Origin of the sequence: Lentzea kentuckyensis, from assembly GCF_002150765.1 — a bacterium.
Lineage (GTDB): Bacteria > Actinomycetota > Actinomycetes > Mycobacteriales > Pseudonocardiaceae > Lentzea > Lentzea kentuckyensis.
The window spans coordinates 83,878-99,903 of the sequence record NZ_MUYM01000081.1; the positions used below are offsets into that span (position 1 = coordinate 83,878).

15 protein-coding genes are annotated in these 16,026 nt (G+C 65.8%); 9 read left to right on the forward strand and 6 right to left on the reverse strand.

The features are described from left to right. The first annotated feature begins 69 nt into the window (after nucleotides 1–69). The 4 genes from B0F77_RS33960 (at nucleotide 70) to B0F77_RS33975 (ending at nucleotide 5,099) form a co-directional block, all read left to right on the forward strand. Nucleotides 70–885 carry a hypothetical protein gene (locus tag B0F77_RS33960; RefSeq protein ID WP_143467027.1) on the forward strand — a complete coding sequence of 272 codons (816 nt, stop codon included), beginning with the start codon at nucleotides 70–72 and terminating at the stop codon, nucleotides 883–885. Nucleotides 886–1,048: 163 nt separating this feature from the next. Beyond that, nucleotides 1,049–2,794, forward strand: coding sequence for a translation initiation factor IF-2 N-terminal domain-containing protein (locus B0F77_RS33965; protein ID WP_086667118.1), 1,746 nt, complete (start codon nucleotides 1,049–1,051; stop codon nucleotides 2,792–2,794). 92 nt (nucleotides 2,795–2,886) lie between these two features. Further along, entirely contained in the window at nucleotides 2,887–3,963 is a 1,077-nt protein-coding gene (locus B0F77_RS33970; RefSeq protein WP_245848992.1) for a hypothetical protein, read from the forward strand. Next, complete coding sequence (locus tag B0F77_RS33975) at nucleotides 3,960–5,099, forward strand: hypothetical protein (protein WP_086667120.1); 1,140 nt, start codon at nucleotides 3,960–3,962, stop codon at nucleotides 5,097–5,099. Before B0F77_RS33970 ends, B0F77_RS33975 begins: the two co-directional genes overlap by 4 nt. 206 nt (nucleotides 5,100–5,305) lie before the next feature. Here the strand turns inward: B0F77_RS33975 and B0F77_RS33980 are convergent, their stop codons facing one another. Both B0F77_RS33980 and B0F77_RS33985 read right to left on the reverse strand, forming a co-directional pair. Beyond that, entirely contained in the window at nucleotides 5,306–5,842 is a 537-nt protein-coding gene (locus B0F77_RS33980) for an ImmA/IrrE family metallo-endopeptidase (protein ID WP_245848993.1), read from the reverse strand. A gap of 30 nt (nucleotides 5,843–5,872) precedes the next feature. Next, on the reverse strand, nucleotides 5,873–6,259 hold the full coding sequence (locus B0F77_RS33985) for a helix-turn-helix domain-containing protein (RefSeq protein WP_086667122.1): 387 nt from the start codon (nucleotides 6,257–6,259) through the stop codon (nucleotides 5,873–5,875). A 162-nt stretch (nucleotides 6,260–6,421) separates the two neighbouring features. Between B0F77_RS33985 and B0F77_RS33990 the strand changes: the two genes are divergently transcribed. The 5 genes from B0F77_RS33990 to B0F77_RS34010 all read left to right on the forward strand — a co-directional run bounded on the left by B0F77_RS33990 (nucleotide 6,422) and on the right by B0F77_RS34010 (nucleotide 14,125). After that, complete coding sequence (locus tag B0F77_RS33990) at nucleotides 6,422–6,697, forward strand: multiubiquitin domain-containing protein (RefSeq protein WP_086667136.1); 276 nt, start codon at nucleotides 6,422–6,424, stop codon at nucleotides 6,695–6,697. A gap of 5 nt (nucleotides 6,698–6,702) precedes the next feature. Beyond that, entirely contained in the window at nucleotides 6,703–7,077 is a 375-nt protein-coding gene (locus B0F77_RS33995; protein ID WP_245848994.1) for a hypothetical protein, read from the forward strand. Further along, entirely contained in the window at nucleotides 7,059–8,417 is a 1,359-nt protein-coding gene (locus tag B0F77_RS34000) for a ThiF family adenylyltransferase (RefSeq protein WP_086667124.1), read from the forward strand. The genes B0F77_RS33995 and B0F77_RS34000 overlap by 19 nt, the downstream gene beginning before the upstream one ends. 223 nt (nucleotides 8,418–8,640) lie before the next feature. Further along, nucleotides 8,641–12,270, forward strand: coding sequence for a toll/interleukin-1 receptor domain-containing protein (locus tag B0F77_RS34005; protein WP_143467028.1), 3,630 nt, complete (start codon nucleotides 8,641–8,643; stop codon nucleotides 12,268–12,270). Nucleotides 12,271–12,838: 568 nt separating this feature from the next. Further along, complete coding sequence (locus B0F77_RS34010) at nucleotides 12,839–14,125, forward strand: M14 family zinc carboxypeptidase (protein WP_086667126.1); 1,287 nt, start codon at nucleotides 12,839–12,841, stop codon at nucleotides 14,123–14,125. Between the two features lie 274 nt (nucleotides 14,126–14,399). On the opposite strand, the gene B0F77_RS34015 is transcribed toward B0F77_RS34010, so the two are convergent. The 4 genes from B0F77_RS34015 to B0F77_RS47335 all read right to left on the reverse strand — a co-directional run bounded on the left by B0F77_RS34015 (nucleotide 14,400) and on the right by B0F77_RS47335 (nucleotide 15,955). After that, nucleotides 14,400–14,711: an EthD family reductase gene (locus B0F77_RS34015; protein WP_086667127.1), complete on the reverse strand. Its 312-nt coding sequence runs from the start codon at nucleotides 14,709–14,711 to the stop codon at nucleotides 14,400–14,402. Nucleotides 14,712–14,929: 218 nt separating this feature from the next. Beyond that, a complete protein-coding gene (locus B0F77_RS47325) occupies nucleotides 14,930–15,127 on the reverse strand; it encodes a hypothetical protein (RefSeq protein WP_143467029.1) in 198 nt (65 codons plus the stop codon). Between the two features lie 139 nt (nucleotides 15,128–15,266). Continuing rightward, nucleotides 15,267–15,686, reverse strand: a complete 420-nt coding sequence (locus tag B0F77_RS47330; protein WP_158102894.1) for a transposase — start codon at nucleotides 15,684–15,686, stop codon at nucleotides 15,267–15,269. Then, on the reverse strand, nucleotides 15,686–15,955 hold the full coding sequence (locus B0F77_RS47335; RefSeq protein WP_143467031.1) for a hypothetical protein: 270 nt from the start codon (nucleotides 15,953–15,955) through the stop codon (nucleotides 15,686–15,688). Before B0F77_RS47335 ends, B0F77_RS47330 begins: the two co-directional genes overlap by 1 nt. Nucleotides 15,956–16,026: the final 71 nt, after the last annotated feature.

Sequence of the window (16,026 nt, forward strand, 5' to 3'; positions counted from 1 at the left end):
GGTGCCGACGCCATCGCTGCGGTGGATACAGTCGGTAACGGCACGCCGACGGACACGAACAAGGACACAATGAGGCACGACGAGTTCACTGCCGAACAAGAGGAACTCCTGGCGGGGCAAATGCTGCGCCACCAGGTCGGCATCGACCCCGATCGAGTGGGTGCGGTGCTGGACATGGCGGCTGTCGGGCTGGTCAACGGCGCGTGGCGCAACAGTCCTGTGGAGGACTGGCACGCAGGTCATTGCCCGCTCAGTGATGGCGACATGCTGCGTATCAACTCCCACACGACCCATCGGGTCCGCGACATGGTCCGACGCTGGCGAACCGGCTGCGGCATCGACGCCCACGCCCTCACCGCCGAGTTGGACACGATCGACATCGACGCCGTGGAATGGCTTCTCCGCGATCTCTACCGCTGGTTCACCGACCCCAAGCGCAAACTGCCCATCGGACTCACGCTCGCAGACATCGCCGGTGACGAACTCGACCAGTTCGCCGACCACGTCGCAGAAAGCCTAGGTGCTGTCGTCGTCCTCGCCGAGGAGCGCGGCAACCGCTTCGCATTCACGCGCGCGGCAGCGCACGGCGGACTCGCGTGCCGCCACTGGTGGGGCACACCGGCGTGGCCACAACTGGTCAACCGCTTCACCACCGCGGTCGACGACGCTGCCGACCCGCACTGGGGACAGAACGGACAGTGGTTCGCCAGCCTTCCCACACGCCCGGCACAGATCACGGACAGCGACAGCCTTCGACGCCTGCTATTACGACATCCCTGGAAGCTGGATACGGCGTCGGCGAACTACATCGTGACCGCCGGCATTGGCTATATGCGCGACTCCGTGCCCCCACTGCCGACCTTGGCCACGCCATACGACCACTGATCTCCGGGTCGGTAGTCATGAAATTCCTGACGGCTTGGACTAAGGGCCGTTTCAACCTCGTTCTTGAATGTCCTCGCCGGACAGCAGCACGTTAGCTAGGGTGATCAATCTGCCCGACGAAACGCATGTATTGCATGCGTGACTACGAGGAGATGGATCGCCCGTGCAACCTCGCGTCTACGAACTGGCCAGAGAACTGGGCATCACGTCCACCAAAGTTCTCGACCGGCTGGCTGAGATGGGAGTGCGGGTACAGAGCGCGTCCAGCCTCGTACAGACCGAGATCGCCATACAGGTCAAAGAGTCATTCGGCCAGTACGCAGCGGCAGCGGAGGCGGGAGCCACCACGCCGCGCCAGTCGACCTGGAACGCCAACCCGGTCAAACCACCGACCCACCCCGATTGGCTGTTCAACCTCAACCGGCTCAAGCAGTCGTTTCCGGTAGTCGAAGAACACCAGCGGATTCTCGGTCAGCTCGGCTCGCAGTTCGTCTACTCCCTGCACGGCCGCGTACCGAAATTCGAAGAGTGCGGGTTCGCGCTCGTGCGGTTCAGCGGAGCGATTGAGTCGGCGTTCGGCCTCACGCGAGAGGTGTTCTTCTTCTACAGCCCGCACAAGGACCTGCAGATCAGGACCTTCCGCGCGGCCAAGCAGGCACTGGTAGGGCTGCAGCGCGAAGTCACGCCGGACATGATGTTCATCTGGTCCCCGGATCCGAAGTTGCGGATGAAGCTGGACGACTGGTCCTCCGGAAACTTCCTGGCGATCCCGCTCGTGCTGCCTGATGACGGGAACCCGATCTCCTTCATCACCCTGCTACGCGATCGCGTCTTCGCCCGTGATCTCTTCTATGAGACCACCCCCGTGCGGGGCGACCGCTTCTTCGGTCGTCGCAGTCTCCTGCAATCACTCCGCGATGACATACGCAACCAGCGTGTCTCAGGGGTCTTCGGCCTGCGCAAGGCTGGCAAGACGAGTGTCATGTCCGAGCTCGCAGAGTCGCTGTCCAGTCCTGAGACGGTGTTCATGCTGCGCGACCTTGAGAGCCTGCCATCTCCGCCGGAGGATCCAGTGCCGATCCTTCTCCGGGATCTCGCTGACGATCTGGCCGCGAAGTTCTCGGGTCGCCGCAAGGACATGGCGGAGATTGCCAGGCTCTCGGAGAGTCCCACCATCTCGGAGTTCAAGCGAGCCTTCCAGGCAACCCTGCGCGGGCTTGACGAGGACGGAATCACCGTCGTCCTGATGCTCGACGAGATCGAGTACCTAACCCCTTCCGACCGTATCGACATCCACGAAGGGGACATGACGTCGATCTCCCAGTTTCTGGGGATGCTGCGCAGCCTGGTGCAGGAGAACCCGAACTTCACGTTCCTGCTGTCCGGCCTGACGAGCGCGATCATCGAGAGCGGCAGGCTGTACGGCAGGCCGAACCCGTTGTTCTCGTGGGCGAAGGCGAACTTCCTCACGCCGTTCGAACGGCACGAAGCTGACGACCTCGCCCGATCGGTCGGGCAGAAGATGGGCATCAGCATCGACGACAAGGCGCTGGAGGCCCTGTTCGAGGCGACCGGTGGCCATGCGTTCCTGTATCGGCACCTCGCGTCCAAGGTGGTGAAGGAACTGCCGGTCGACGTATTTCACCGCGAGATCAAGAATCCGCTGGTGCTGCGCACTGTGAACTCCTGGCGCCTCGAGGTCGCGGGCAACATGCGCGAGATGCTCGATCACGTCAAGAGGTACTACCCCGACGAGTCCTACCTGATCGAGATCCTCAGGACCGAGCCGGACTCCTTCGTGATCGTCGCGGAGGCCGCCCCGCTCGCTTTGGGCCATCTGATCAACCTCGGGCTTGTTCAAGAAGTCGACCACTCCTACGAACTGACACCGGTGCTGCAGCTGCTATGACTGACAAGATCACAGAAGCCGCACGAAGCCGTGCGGAGGAAGTACGCCGCCGGATGAAGCGGTTCAGGCTTGTCTTCGTCCAGTGTGGAGCGATGTTCGATGTCATCCGGGAACCTCTGCTCGAGGAGCTGGGCGGGTCCCGGATGAAGGCCGACGCGTTCGCCGCGGGCGACTGCGAGACCGACGAGAACACGACCACAGTCGTGCTGGACGACGTGGAGGTCTTCGCGGCCACCGGGAACAGCCAGGGCACGACACTGGGAGCGCTGCGCCAGAAGGTGAACGAGCTGTGCGATCAGGACATCATGGTGTGCCTGGTCTCGCGCAGGCCGCGGAACGCCTTCGCCCCGGTGACCGGAAGCAACCTGCTGGTTGACGCCTCCCCCTGCTACCTCCCACTACTCAACGAAGACGAGTGCCTTGACGGCACCCACAACACGGCCGGGCCGACACTGCCGGCCGTGGGCCTCGACGAGAACTGCGACCTGGACGCGCTGTTGCGGGCGACAGCCCGCGAGCTCGGTGTCAACGTGCTCACGGAGCTGGACTTCGCGCTCTTCGAAGCACGGCACGGGATCAACTTCCCGCGAGAGCTCGATCCCGTGATCGTCGACGCCCTGCGCAGCGCGGGTCTGCTCCACCTGGTGGGCGAAGAACCGAAGTTCGTATTGACCCGGTTGGAGCGGCTCAGCGACGCGATCGCAGAGGCCATGGCCGAAGCTGTCACGCCACAGGACGATCTGGCGGCGGTGTCCGATGGCCTCTGGCAGATCGAACGCACCATCCGCAGATTCCTCAGAAGCGCCGCAATCGACCAGTCTCCTGCCAATTGGCGCAAGGAACTTCTCAACGCCGACCTGGCTGGAAAAGTCCTGGGACGAGCACGCGGGGACGTCAACGTCACCGCCAGGAGCATCGCCGAACTACGCGACCCGATCGAGTGGCTCAGTCTCGGCGAGCTGCTCGAACTCGTGCAGTCCAAGAAGTTCAGCGGGCTCTTCTGGGACGACCTCACCTGGCGGCTCTTCAAGAACGACGTTGTGCCAATCCGCAACCGGCTGTCCCACATGCGTCTGCTCAAGAAGGGTGACAAAGCAACGGTCCGGATGTGGGCGAGGCGCGTAGCGAGCATCAAGGCCACCGCGAAAGTCACCAGGCTCCCATCATGAGCTGGGTGACGGTTCGTCAGTTCGCCTGGACGGTGACAAGGCTGTCCACTGGCGCGGTGAAGGTGGACGAGTTCTCCCGCCTTCGCGCCGACACCACGCTGCCCGTCGACATCGCGGAGCTCATCTACGTCAACGCGCTCGCCCCAGCCGGGCGGAATCCGGTCAAGTACGCGACTCGGGTCCACGAGCTCGCCCTGATCACCACGTACCTCACCTCGCTACCCGACAACGCGCTCGCGCTGAGGAAGGCTGATTTCCAGTCAAGCTCGCTGCACATCAAGCGGTTCGTGAGCGAGTCGCTCGGGCTGGGGATGCTCACCGCGACGGTCGAGGCTCTTTACCGCTGGGACCAGCAGAAGTTGCTCTACAACTTCGACGCGTTGCCGGTGGCACTGGCGCAGGCATACGCGAAACGAGGGCCGCGACCGGATCTGCTGTTCGAGCTCGACGACATCGACCTGGCGGGCGAGGCCCGTGGACGCTCCCGCAGTGCGCCGGCTCATCCACAACCCGAACACTGTAAGAAGCTCGACAGCCTCCTTGCGTGGTCTCACCAGCACAACGGCCACGAGATCGTCATGACCTGGGCGTACCTGACACCCAAAGGCATCACCGTCGACGTCTACACAAGACCGGGCGAGGCTTCCTGGCTGCCTCAGGACTTCGGGCAGCCGCTCCCACCCGAAGCCGTACTTCCGGCGATGTCGGACGCCGTCGAATCCCTTGCGCTGAGGCAAATTCGTTCCCCAGCGGACCCTCCAGGGCCCAGCGCTGCTCCTCGACCTCCTGATCCCACCCCACCCGGCCAGTTGATCCTGTCGGCGCGGGAGAACGCCGACCGAGTCGTGCGGGATCTCTTCGCGTCCGCCCCCGACAGCGATGTGGAGTTCGCGGGCCGTCCGCTTAGAGGTGGCTGGGTGCCCGCCGACGTGCTTGGTCTTACGCCCGGTGCACTCCTCCTCGGTGTGCTCCCCGAAAGCCTTCCACCAGAGAACAACGCACGGTTGACCGAAACACTGCATCGACGAGGGCAGCAGCGCGACCGGTTCACTGCGACGGTGCGAGACCGCCTGGTGGTCGCATACGCGCCTGGCCGGAGTGACGCGCCCTGGGACCTGCTGGACGACATCCGCTAGCGGTCGTCCAGTTCAGCGAGCCACTTCCGGCCTCCCCTGCCGGTCCGATCAAAACGCACACGTCGTGGATCGCGATCGCGTCACGATGAAGGCCAGCCGCAGCTGAAGCGTCACTTTCGATCCTGTGCCGCTCGAAAAGTCATCGCTGCACGTTGACGAGTCCGCCGACGACTTGGACGCACAGCAGCCGACCGGTTGTTGCCGACCTACCTGACGCCCCGCTTGGCGCGCATGTTGCGGGCAGCCACGCGCGCTCCGGACATCCGCATCTGCGCGAACTGCTCGCTAACCCCGTACATCTGCGCCACCTGCGCGTTGGTCATGTCGTCGAAGGCGGCCTGAAGGGCACCCTTCCATGGCACGAGCAGTTCGCCGGACACGAAGGTCGCCTGCTTTTCCTTGTCCTGGTTGAACTGGCGGCACCCCTTCTCGGTCAACAGGACCTCGTCGAAGGGGTGCTCGAGCAAGAAGTGGCCGAGTTCATGGGCGATGCTGGACCGCCGCCGGACAGGCGCGTGAGAGGTGTTCTCGATGATCAGCCGTCGCTGCCCGACCGGCACCAGGGCAGCAGACCAGGCGGACGTCCGCGTCGTGGCGAAGTGACGAACGGCGCGCTCGCAGTCCAGCAGCTCGTTCATCGAGTAGACGGGGATCCCGTGCGCCTCCGCCAACCGGTACGGATCTAGCGGCTGGTCCAAGGTCAGGCCGAGTTCAGCCCGCTCCTCGTCGGCCACCTCCCGCATCTTCGCCTGGGTCCAGCGGCAGTTCATGCGTCAGCCCTTCGTCCTCGCCCGTTCCGTGGCGAACCTCCGCACAGCGGAGCTGATGAGGTCCTCGAGGTACTCCACGTCTTCCTGCTGGAGGTCACTTCGCGCCCGCAGCAGCGGCGCCAGCTCGGCGAGCAGCGGCGGCTCCTCGCCGGTCCTGGCGGACAGGTCGTCCTCGTCCACCATGAACTTCTCGGCGGGCACTCCGAGCCACGTCACCATCGCGGCGAACGCGTTCACGTCGGGCTTCGCGTCCTCGTTCGCCAGCCGCGACATCGTCGATGGGCTCACCCCGAGCTCCTTGGCCAGCTGCCGCCAGGACATGTCCTTGCTCTCTCTCGCGGCGTCCAACGCTGCGTGCAATCGAGCCACGTCGACCGTCATCCGTGCCATGCACACCCCTCACTGGTCCGTGTCGTATTTCTACCACTGCTCGACAAGTCGAGCACTTGTGGTATCGTTCGACTTCAGTGTTCGACATGTCGAACACTGAGAGCAAGTCGGGACACTCGTTTGGAGCAGCCCGGCCATCACCACGACCAATTGGAGGACACGATGTCCATCGCCACCGAGCACACAGACCGCGGAACTCACGAGCACCCGGTCAGGATCCAGGTCACCGTCAACAGGCACGCGGTGACGCTCACCGAGCACCGGATGACCGGTCTCGAGATCAAGCAGGCGGCCAAGAACCAGGGGGCCGCGGTCGAAGTCGACTTCCAGCTCTCCGTGAAGCGGGGCAACCGCTACGAGGTCGTCGGCGACGACGACACGATCGCTGTCCACAAGGGGCAGGAGTTCATCGCCGTCGCGCCCGACGACAACTCGTGACGGCCATGACCCCGGCGGTCACCGAGGCCGTCGCCGCCATCCGCGAACACTTCGCCGGCCACTCGGTCGAGGTCACCGCGGACGGCGCCGGCGGCGCGATCGTCGTCATCGACAACGTGGACTTCGGAGCCAGGTACTCGCCGCGGACCACGTGGCTCGGCTTCCTGATCGACGCCGCGTGCCCGCACAGCGACATCTACCCCTTCTACTGCGGCCGGGTCGTCCGCACCGACGACTGGGCGCACGGCGAAGGCATCCAGACCGTCGAGTGGCGCAACCGCCCCGCTCTGCAGCTGTCGCGCAAGTCGAACCGCCGAAACGGCTTCGACAACGCCGTCCTCAAGACGAAGAGGGTCATCGAATGGTTCACCACCAGGTAAACCCGCCAGCCGACGGCTGGAGCCTGACGCTCCCCCCACACCTCTGGGCCCAGCTCGCGCAGCACCTGTTCACCGACGGCGGCGAGCACGGCGCGGTGATCCTCGCCGGCCTCGCCGACGGGCCCCGCGGACCCCGCCTCCTCGGCCGGGAGCTGCTCATCGCGCGGGACGGCCGTGACTACGTTCCCGGCACATATGGGTACCGGGCGTTGTCGCCCGAGTTCGTCCGCGACGCTGCGGTACGCGCCGCCGACGAGAAACTCGCCTACCTCGCGGTGCATAACCACTTCGGAACCACCAGCGTCGGCTTCTCCCGAGTCGACCTCGCCAGCCACGAACGCGGCTACCCCGCCCTGCAGCAGATCACCGGCCAGATCGTCGGCGCCGTCGTCCTCACCCCGCAGGCGGCCGCCGGGGACCTCTGGCTGCCGAGCGGTGACCGGGTCGACCTGGCCGAGGTCGTCATCCCGGGCAACAACGTCGTCCGGCTACGTCCGCATCTCGCCCCGGTCGTGACCTCGGACCCCGGTCACGACCGGCAAGCGCGCCTCTTCGGCGGTCAGGGGCAGCAGACCCTCCGGCGACTCCGGGTCGCCGTCGTCGGCCTCGGCGGCGTCGGCAGCATGATCGTCGAGTTCCTGGCCCGTCTGGGTGTTGGGCACCTGGTCCTCATCGAGGATGACAGGACCGAGAAGAGCAATCTCGCCCGCCTCGTCGGCGCCGAACCGTCCGATGTCGGAAAGCTCAAGACCGAGTTGGCGGAGCGCAACGCCCGCCGGGCGAACCCAGGCATCACGATCGACGTGATCCCACAGCGCGTCGAGCACCCGGAAGCGCGGCGAGCACTCGCCGGTTGCGACTGGATCTTCCTCGCCGCCGACACCGACTCCGCACGACACTGGGTCAACGAGGCCGTTCACCGCCACCTCATCCCCGCCACGCAGGCCGGCGTCAAGATCCCGGTGAGCGCCAACGGCACTATCGGCCAGATCCACGCAGTCACGCGCCTGCTCGTCCCAGGCAAGACCTGCCTGTGGTGCGACGGCCTCATCAGCTCGACCAACCTGGCCATCGACATGCACAACGCCGAGGAACGCCGACTCGCCCGCTACATCGACGAGGTGCCCGCCCCCAGCGTGATCGCTCTCAACTCACTGGCGGTCGCCGAGGCCGTCAACCACTTCATGCTCGCGGTCACCGCGCTACACGAGGACAGCACCGACACCGCGACCTCGCTCCACCGCCCGAGAAGCCGCGAACGCGACCTCGTCGTGTCACGTCAAGACCCGACATGCCCGGCCTGCGGCCTCACAGGCCCGCTCGGACGCGGCGACAACTAACCCTCCACTCCGCCGAAGCCCTCGCCACCGCCGCCCGCCTGCACCGAACCCACGGCAACCCCAGAGCCGCTTCCTCGGCCATCGCCCGCCAGGCCCTCTGAACAGATCGGTGGAGAGCGGGCGTCATCATCCTTTGTGGACAAAGCCGCGTCTCCCGGAGACTACCGCGAGAGGAGACGGGAAACCGGTGGTGCTCAACGGAGAACCGGAGCACCCTGGCCACATGTTGTTCATCAGCTTTCGCGTCGGCGACGGTGAGGACAAGGCGGCCTGGCTGGACGCCGAGCTCAACACGATCTTCGGCAAGAATGGGGTGTTCCGCTCGAGCAGGTCCATCAGCCTCGGGCACGACTACGAACCGATCATGTGGGGCGCGGTCGAGAACTGCTCCGCGATGATCGTGGTGATCGGCGACAAGTGGCTGACCGAGTTCGGACCGCGGTTGTTCGAGCCGGACGACGTCGTCCGCAGGGAGGTTGCGACGGCGCTGTCCGCGGGCAAGCCCGTGATCCCCGTTCTGGGGCACGGCGGGCGGATGCACAGAGCACACGAGCTGCCCGAGGATCTCGCCGAACTGGCCAACCACCAGTACATCCGGCTGACTTACCGCGACCCGCACATGCTCCCCGGACTGGTCGACCGCTTGATCGACTCGGTTCCCGAGCTCGCGATCGGTGTGCGGGAGGGGATCAAGGATCTGGCGACGTGGACCCGCGAGCGTTCCGTGTTCGCCGGACCCGAGATGCCGCCAGACCTCGTGCTACACGGACGGGAGACCGCGTCCGAACAGCTGCAGTCCTGGCTGGCCGGACCGCCCGGCAACCTGGTAGTCCAAGGCCAGACCGTGGACGAGGTGGCGGCGTTCGCGGCGGCCGTCCTGGAACGCCACGACCCACACCACCGAGCGATGTTGCTGTCCTCGGAGGCGGGGTGGGGGCACGCCCTGCGGATTCCCCCATCGTTCCCCGCCGTGGTGGTGAGCGACAGCGTTCCGGTCCGGCAGACGCAGAACACCAGGCACGTGATCATCGCCCGCGACGGGTTCGAGGGCCGCGCCGAGGGCCTTGTGCTGCCACGGGTTCCCCGGGAGCAGGCACGTGACGCCTTCCTGGCCCAAGGCCTGCCTCTACACAGGGCAGACGAATACGCGGGTCTCGTCCGGCGCAGCCTTCGCGCGGTGACCCGCAGGCTGCACCCGAACGAGCCACGTCCGGCGTGGACGCAGGCGCCCGCCTCTGCGATCGCGGCACCGTTGGTTCTGGTCAGCAGGTGGTCCGCGACCAGCGAGGCCGATCACGCCGCGATCGCGCGCATTGCCGGGCACGACTACGCCGAGGTCGACCGGTTCGTGACGTCCTCCGCGGCCTCCGGAGACCCACTGGTCCACCGCAGTGGCTCACGATGGCAGCTCGCAGACCCGTACGACGGGTGGAGTCAGCTGATGTCTCTGGTGAGCGCCACGGACATGAGCAGGTTCTGCGACACGGCCATCGAAGTCCTGAGCGAGGTCGACCCGGTGCTCTCGCTCCCCGATCCGGAGGTGATGTCGGCTGGCATCAAGGGCATCGCCCGGAACTGGTCTAGCGACCTTCGCGAGGGTCTCGCCCACGGTCTGGCCCGCCTCGGCGACGCCGGGACGGCGAAGGTGGCCGGAGACGAAGCCCAGAACCACGCGGCACGAGTTGTCGTGCAACTGCTGCGCAAGGCCAACGACGACCGCACCGGTCTGCTCTGGCGTTCCCTCAACGACGTCCTTCCCCTGCTCGCGGAAGCCTGTCCGCAGGTGTTCGTCGAAGCTGTGGACAGAGCACTTCGCGGCGACAGTCCTGTGCTGCGAGCGGTGTTCGAGGACGCTGGGGAACGAACCCTGTTCCGGCACTCCGCGCACACAGGTCTGCTGTGGGCACTGGAGACGCTGACGTGGTCCCCAGAGCACAGCACGCGCGCGGTGCTGCTAATGGCACGTCTCGCTGAAGTCGATCCCGGAGGGAGGCTGAGCAACCGGCCGGCCCAGTCGCTGGTGGACGCGCTCACCCACCGGCCGGTGAGCCCCATTCCACTGGACCGCCGACCGGCTCTCATCAACCAAGTGCGGGCGCGTCATGCCGCAGTGGGATGGCAGTTGCTGATGGACCTGACCGAGCCGAACCATTTTCTGATGTACCCGGCTCGGCCGAAGGTGCGGATCGACTGGATCGGCGGCGAGCAGACGTCGTCCGAGATGGTGGAGGCCTACCGGGACGACGTGTTCAGCGCTGCGATGGCCGACCTGCTCGCGGCGCCGCGGCGCTGGGCGGAGTTCCTGCCGCGCATCACCTGGCTTCCGCCGGTCTGCCGTGATCGGCTCCTCACCGCTCTCGAAGCGGTCGACACCGAGGCCCTCGGTGTCGACGGGGCACGCGAGCTGTGGAAGGAAGGAAATGAGCTCGTACGTCACGAGCTGGCGACCGAGGACGGGCCACGACACCTCTCCCCTGGGCACACTGATCGATTGTCGTCTTTCTTGGACCGGATCGAATCGGAAGCGGACTCGACCAGGCACGCATGGTTGTTCGGCTGGCATCCGGACCTGCCCGGCATCGACCCGACAGACCACGAGCGCCACCGCACCGCGGTCGAAGAGCTGCGACGTGAGGTCGTCACCGAGGAGCTGGCGCGGCACGGCATCGATGGCCTCGCGCGCCTCGCGGCGGTAAGCCAGCGAGGAGATCTGGTCGGCTGGACGCTCGCACAAGTCGAGGGAGACGCGGTGCGGGACGAGGTGTTCGCCGTCCTCGGAGACCCGTTCACAAGCGGGTGGATCCGCTGCAGGGCGCGAGACGGCGGGCACGACTGGGTCGCTGAGGCGGCTGCTGCGGTGCCGGCGGATCCGGCAGCCAGGACCGCCTTCCTGCTCGCGCTTCCGGTGGAGTCGGCGATGGAGCAGATCGCCGCCGAAGGCGCGGAAACGCGCGACCGGTTCTGGTTGTCGACTCCCGCATTCCCGTTCCCCGAGGAGAGGGCCGAGGAGTACCTAGCTGAGATCCTCGGCCGTGACCGACCGGAAGCGGTCATCGACGCGTTGGCGTTGGCGTTGCACGAAAACAGCGGGGCCTGGCGGCCTTCGACTGATCTCATCGAGGCCGCCTTCGACAGCCTGTTGAAGCTCCCGCGTCGGGTCAACTCCCGAATTGACTACGAGGTGGGCAAGCTCCTCACCTACCTCCACGTCGGCGGACATGATCTGCCCGCAGTCGCGAAGTGGGAGATCTCCTTTTCCGGGCTGTTCCACGACCGGCGACCGAGTGCGCTGCTCGAGCTGATCGCCGCTGACCCTCGCGCGTTCGTCGAGCTGCATCAGTTCCGTTATCTGCCGACCGGGAAGCTCAACCCCAGGGCGATGGCATTCTTCATGACCGGTGAAGGACTGCGTTGTGTCCCGGGGCAGACCGGAGACCTGATCGACGGTGAACGTCTGCTCGGTTGGGTCCGGCAGGCTCGCGAGGCACTCGCTGAAGCCGATCTTCTGAGCAGCGGCGACAGGTCCATCGGATCGTTGATCTCCGCAGGGCCGAAAGGAGAGGACGGGGCCTGGCCAGCCGAAGCCGTCCGGGACATTCTCGAGCTGGAGGACGCCTATGACCTGCGCGATGGGTTCGGCATAGGACTCGCCAACAACAACGGCTTCTCGACCAGGAGCCTGTACGAAGGCGGACGGCGGGAGCGGGAAGAAGCGGCGCAGTACGCGGCCTGGGCGGACCAAGTCGAGAGCAGCTGGCCGTACACCGCTCAGGTCCTCCGCGACCACGCCGGATCCCTGCTGGCACAGGGCAGGTACTGGGACAAGAGAGCTGAGGACGACCAGGACGAGTAGCCGGGAGCGACGAGCCGGGTCAGCGTGAGAAGCCTCGGGCCGCGAGCAGCAACGCCTCGCTGACCGCGGCCTCCACACGCCCTGCCTCGTCGTCAGCTGGCCCCGGCGTCGTGGCGGGAGCTCCCACGTTCGATCGCATGCTCGCGAGCGTTGTGCGTGCCGAAAACCTGCATCCACGCAGGTTAAGCGGGATGGTGGTACTCGCGGATGACTCCACCGAGACGGTCTGGGTGAGACTAGCCGCGGTGGACCTGAGGCAAGCCCAGCTGTTCTGCTACCTGCCGAGGTAACCCGTGTCGACGGCGCGCGAGGCAGCGGTGCCGGCGCGTCCCTGCCCGATCCACGGCGCCGTTGAACTGCGCGGTAAGCGTGTCCCTGGCGGCGTACTGAAAAGCAAGTCGACTTCTGAGTCTGCCTGCTTCTGCGGATTCAACGCGAATCGTTACGTTCCGAAATCAGTTGACCACCGTTCGTAGGTGTTTTCGCACTCTCGCGTAGCCCCATACTCGCGCTCGGCGCGGCGGCCACCGTCCCCCTGTCCCGGCCGCTGGCTGCCCTGGAGGTATCGATGAAAGCACGGGTATGTCTTGCCGTGGTGGCGTTGGTCCTGTTCGGGACGAACGAGTCGGCTGCCGCGCAACCGGACGAACGACCGTTCTACTGGCAGGTTCAGGGAGCTGACGAACTCACGCTCCAGGCGGCCGGATTCGACGTCGAGCATGGCGTCGACGGCACCCTGCAAGTGGTCGGCGACCAGCGCGTGGCTGACCGGCTGCACGTACTCGGCTACCGGCCGCAGAAGTTCGACACGGTCTACAAGCCGGTACCGGCCGGACCGGCGGCGACGGCCAGTGCCCTGACCTTCTACGGCGGATACCACACGGCGGCCGAGCACGAGAAGCATCTGACCGACGTGGCAGCGGCGTTTCCCGCACTGACTCAGGTATTCGACATCGGCGACAGCTGGCGCAAGTCACGCGGCCAAGGTGGTCACGAAATCAAAGCCATCTGCATCACCAAGAAGCAGACCGGTGACTGCTCGCTGAAGCCGAACTCCACCAAACCCAGGTTCGCCATGATGGCGCAGATCCACGCTCGGGAGCTGGCCACCGGCGAGCTGGCGTGGCGCTGGATCGACCACGTCACCAAGGGATACGGCACGGACGCGGAGGTAACGTCCATTCTGGACACGACCGAGCTGTGGGTGGTGCCCATCGTCAATCCCGATGGCGTGGACATCGTCGCGTCCGGCGGCAACTCGCCGTTGATGCAACGCAAGAACGCCAACAACACCAGCGCCTCGTGCTCCGCGCCGAACGCGGGCGTGGACCTGAACCGCAACTCCACGTTCAAGTGGGGCGGCGCCGGCACCAGTCGATGCGGCGAGACCTACCAGGGAACGGCATCCGGTTCGGAGCCGGAGACCAAGGCGATCGAGGCGTGGTTCAAGCAGTTGTTCCCCGACCAGCGTGGTCCTGGTGACACCGACCCGGCACCAGTGACGACCAAGGGCGTGATGATCACCGTGCACAGCTACGGCAACCTGATCATGCCTCCGTGGGGCTGGACCTGGGACTCCAACCCGAACGCACAGCAACTGGCCGCGCTCGGACGAAAGATGGCGGCCTTCAACGGATACACGGTCGTGGCGGAAGGCGACACCACCGGCACCACCGATGACTTCACCTACGGCAACCTGGGCATCGCGAGCTACACGTTCGAGATCGGTTCCGGCAGCGGCAGCTGCGGCGGGTTCTTCCCGCAGTACTCGTGTGTGGACAGCCTGTTCTGGCCCAAGAACAAGGGCGCGTTCCTGACCGCGGCCAAGGCCGCCAAGGCTCCGTACGCGAGCTGAGCTCGCTGACGCCTGCGGGGACGGACCGCACAGCGACAACGTCCCCGCAGCGGTGAACCTGCCCGGAGAAGGGTTTCGAACGCCAGTCGCGGTGCGAATTCGTTTGTCCGTAGACACCATCGCCACCGATTTGGCCGCACGGTTTCAATCCGCCCACACGGTGAAGAGACCACGCCGCAACACATGCTCATGCCGAGGAGAGTGCGGGGACCGATTCTGCGAGGATGTGGCGAACATGGCTCACCGCGGATAGGGCGGTGCATCGAGGCTTGGCTCAGCCGGTGCCGCTCTGCACCGGATAGTGGATGACGACCGCACCACCGGTGGCGTAGTTGGCGACATCGGCAGCCACCGCCTGGCCCTGCGGAGACGCCCTCGCAGCGGTCATCGCCGCAGCGTCAACGAACTCGGCCTCGAAGACCGCGAAGTACGGCGTCTGTCCCTGCGTCGCTGCCACCTCGAAGCTGTAGCGCCACGCGAGCACGCCGGGCATGCGCGTGACCAGCGGGAGGTGGTTGCTCACGTAGTAGTCGCGGAAGTGGTCGGGATCGGCAGGCTCGGGATACAGGACCACCAGCTTGTGCACAACAACCTCCGTTCGGCGGCGAGCGACCACAACGTCCGGGAGATCTCGGGCCGCCGCCATACCGGCACCACCCTAAAGGCACACGACCAGCAGCATGAGCGAATATCCGCTCATGCCGCGAGTGGCGTCTTCAGATGCCGACAAGCAGCCATCAACGATGCCGCCAGGCCTGCGGCATTTCCGCGACGCTCGGGATCAAACGGTTAAGGACCGCCCGATCACCAAAAGTGGGCCAGATCCAAAATTCGCACGCCGTTGACACCAAGGCCGGAAACCAACCACAGCGCGCGCTGTGGTTGCGATCCTCGCCGAACGCGGACGCACGGATGCTGTAGCCAGTGCCGGAAGTTGTCCGGGTTGGTGTTGCCGTTGCGATCCTCGCCGGGCGCGAAGGCACGGCGCTGCAGGCTTTCCATCTCGCCGCGCCCCCAGACGAGAGTTCTGGCACCTCACAGGCCTCGGCGGCCTGCCGACGTATCGCGCCGCGCCGAAGCTCCGGGTTACGCCGTGCCCCATACGGAATGTTCACGCCGCTTAGAGCCTGTTGGTAGATGGTCATGCCGTGTTTGGGCTGGGTTGTCTGGGCTGGCCCCAGCGTGCTGGTGGTGGGTCGCCGGAGAGTTCTCGGGTTAGGCGGCGGGTCGTGATCGTGACGGTGGCCCACCACACCATGGCTTCGTGGTGTTCTGGTAGGCGTTCGTAGTCCCGGACGAGGCGTCGATGGCGGGTCAGCCAGCCGAACGTCCTCTCGACGACCCATCTGCGGGGCAGTACCACGAAGCCCTTGATGTCGTCGGTGCGTTTGACAACGGTGAGTGTCAGGCACAGCACGGCTTTGGCCCACGTGAGGAGGCGTCCGGCGTAGCCGCCGTCGGCCCAGACCAGGGTGATGGTGGAGAAGTGTTCGCGCAGCAGTGCCAGCAGCCGGTGGGCGCTGTCGCGGTCTTGCATGCCGCCGGAGGTGACGGTCACCATTAACAGGAGTCCGAGGCAGTCAGTGGCAATGTTTCTCTACGGCCCTTGGTCTTCTTCCCCGCGTCATAGCCGGCGCCGTCGGCTGCCACGGTGTCGGTACCGCGCACGGTCTGGGCGTCGATGACCGCTGCGGTAGGCAACTCGGCCCGGCCACACGCGATCCGGATGCGTCCCCGCAACCGGTCGACCAGACGCTGCGGCAGGCCCCGTTCGCTCCACCGTTCGAAGAACGCACACACCGCTTCCCAGGGCGGGAAGTCGACCGGCAACGCCCGCCACTCGATGCCTAGCGGGTCAGATAGCCGATCGCGTCCACCACCGCACGCAGGTCATGCTTCAT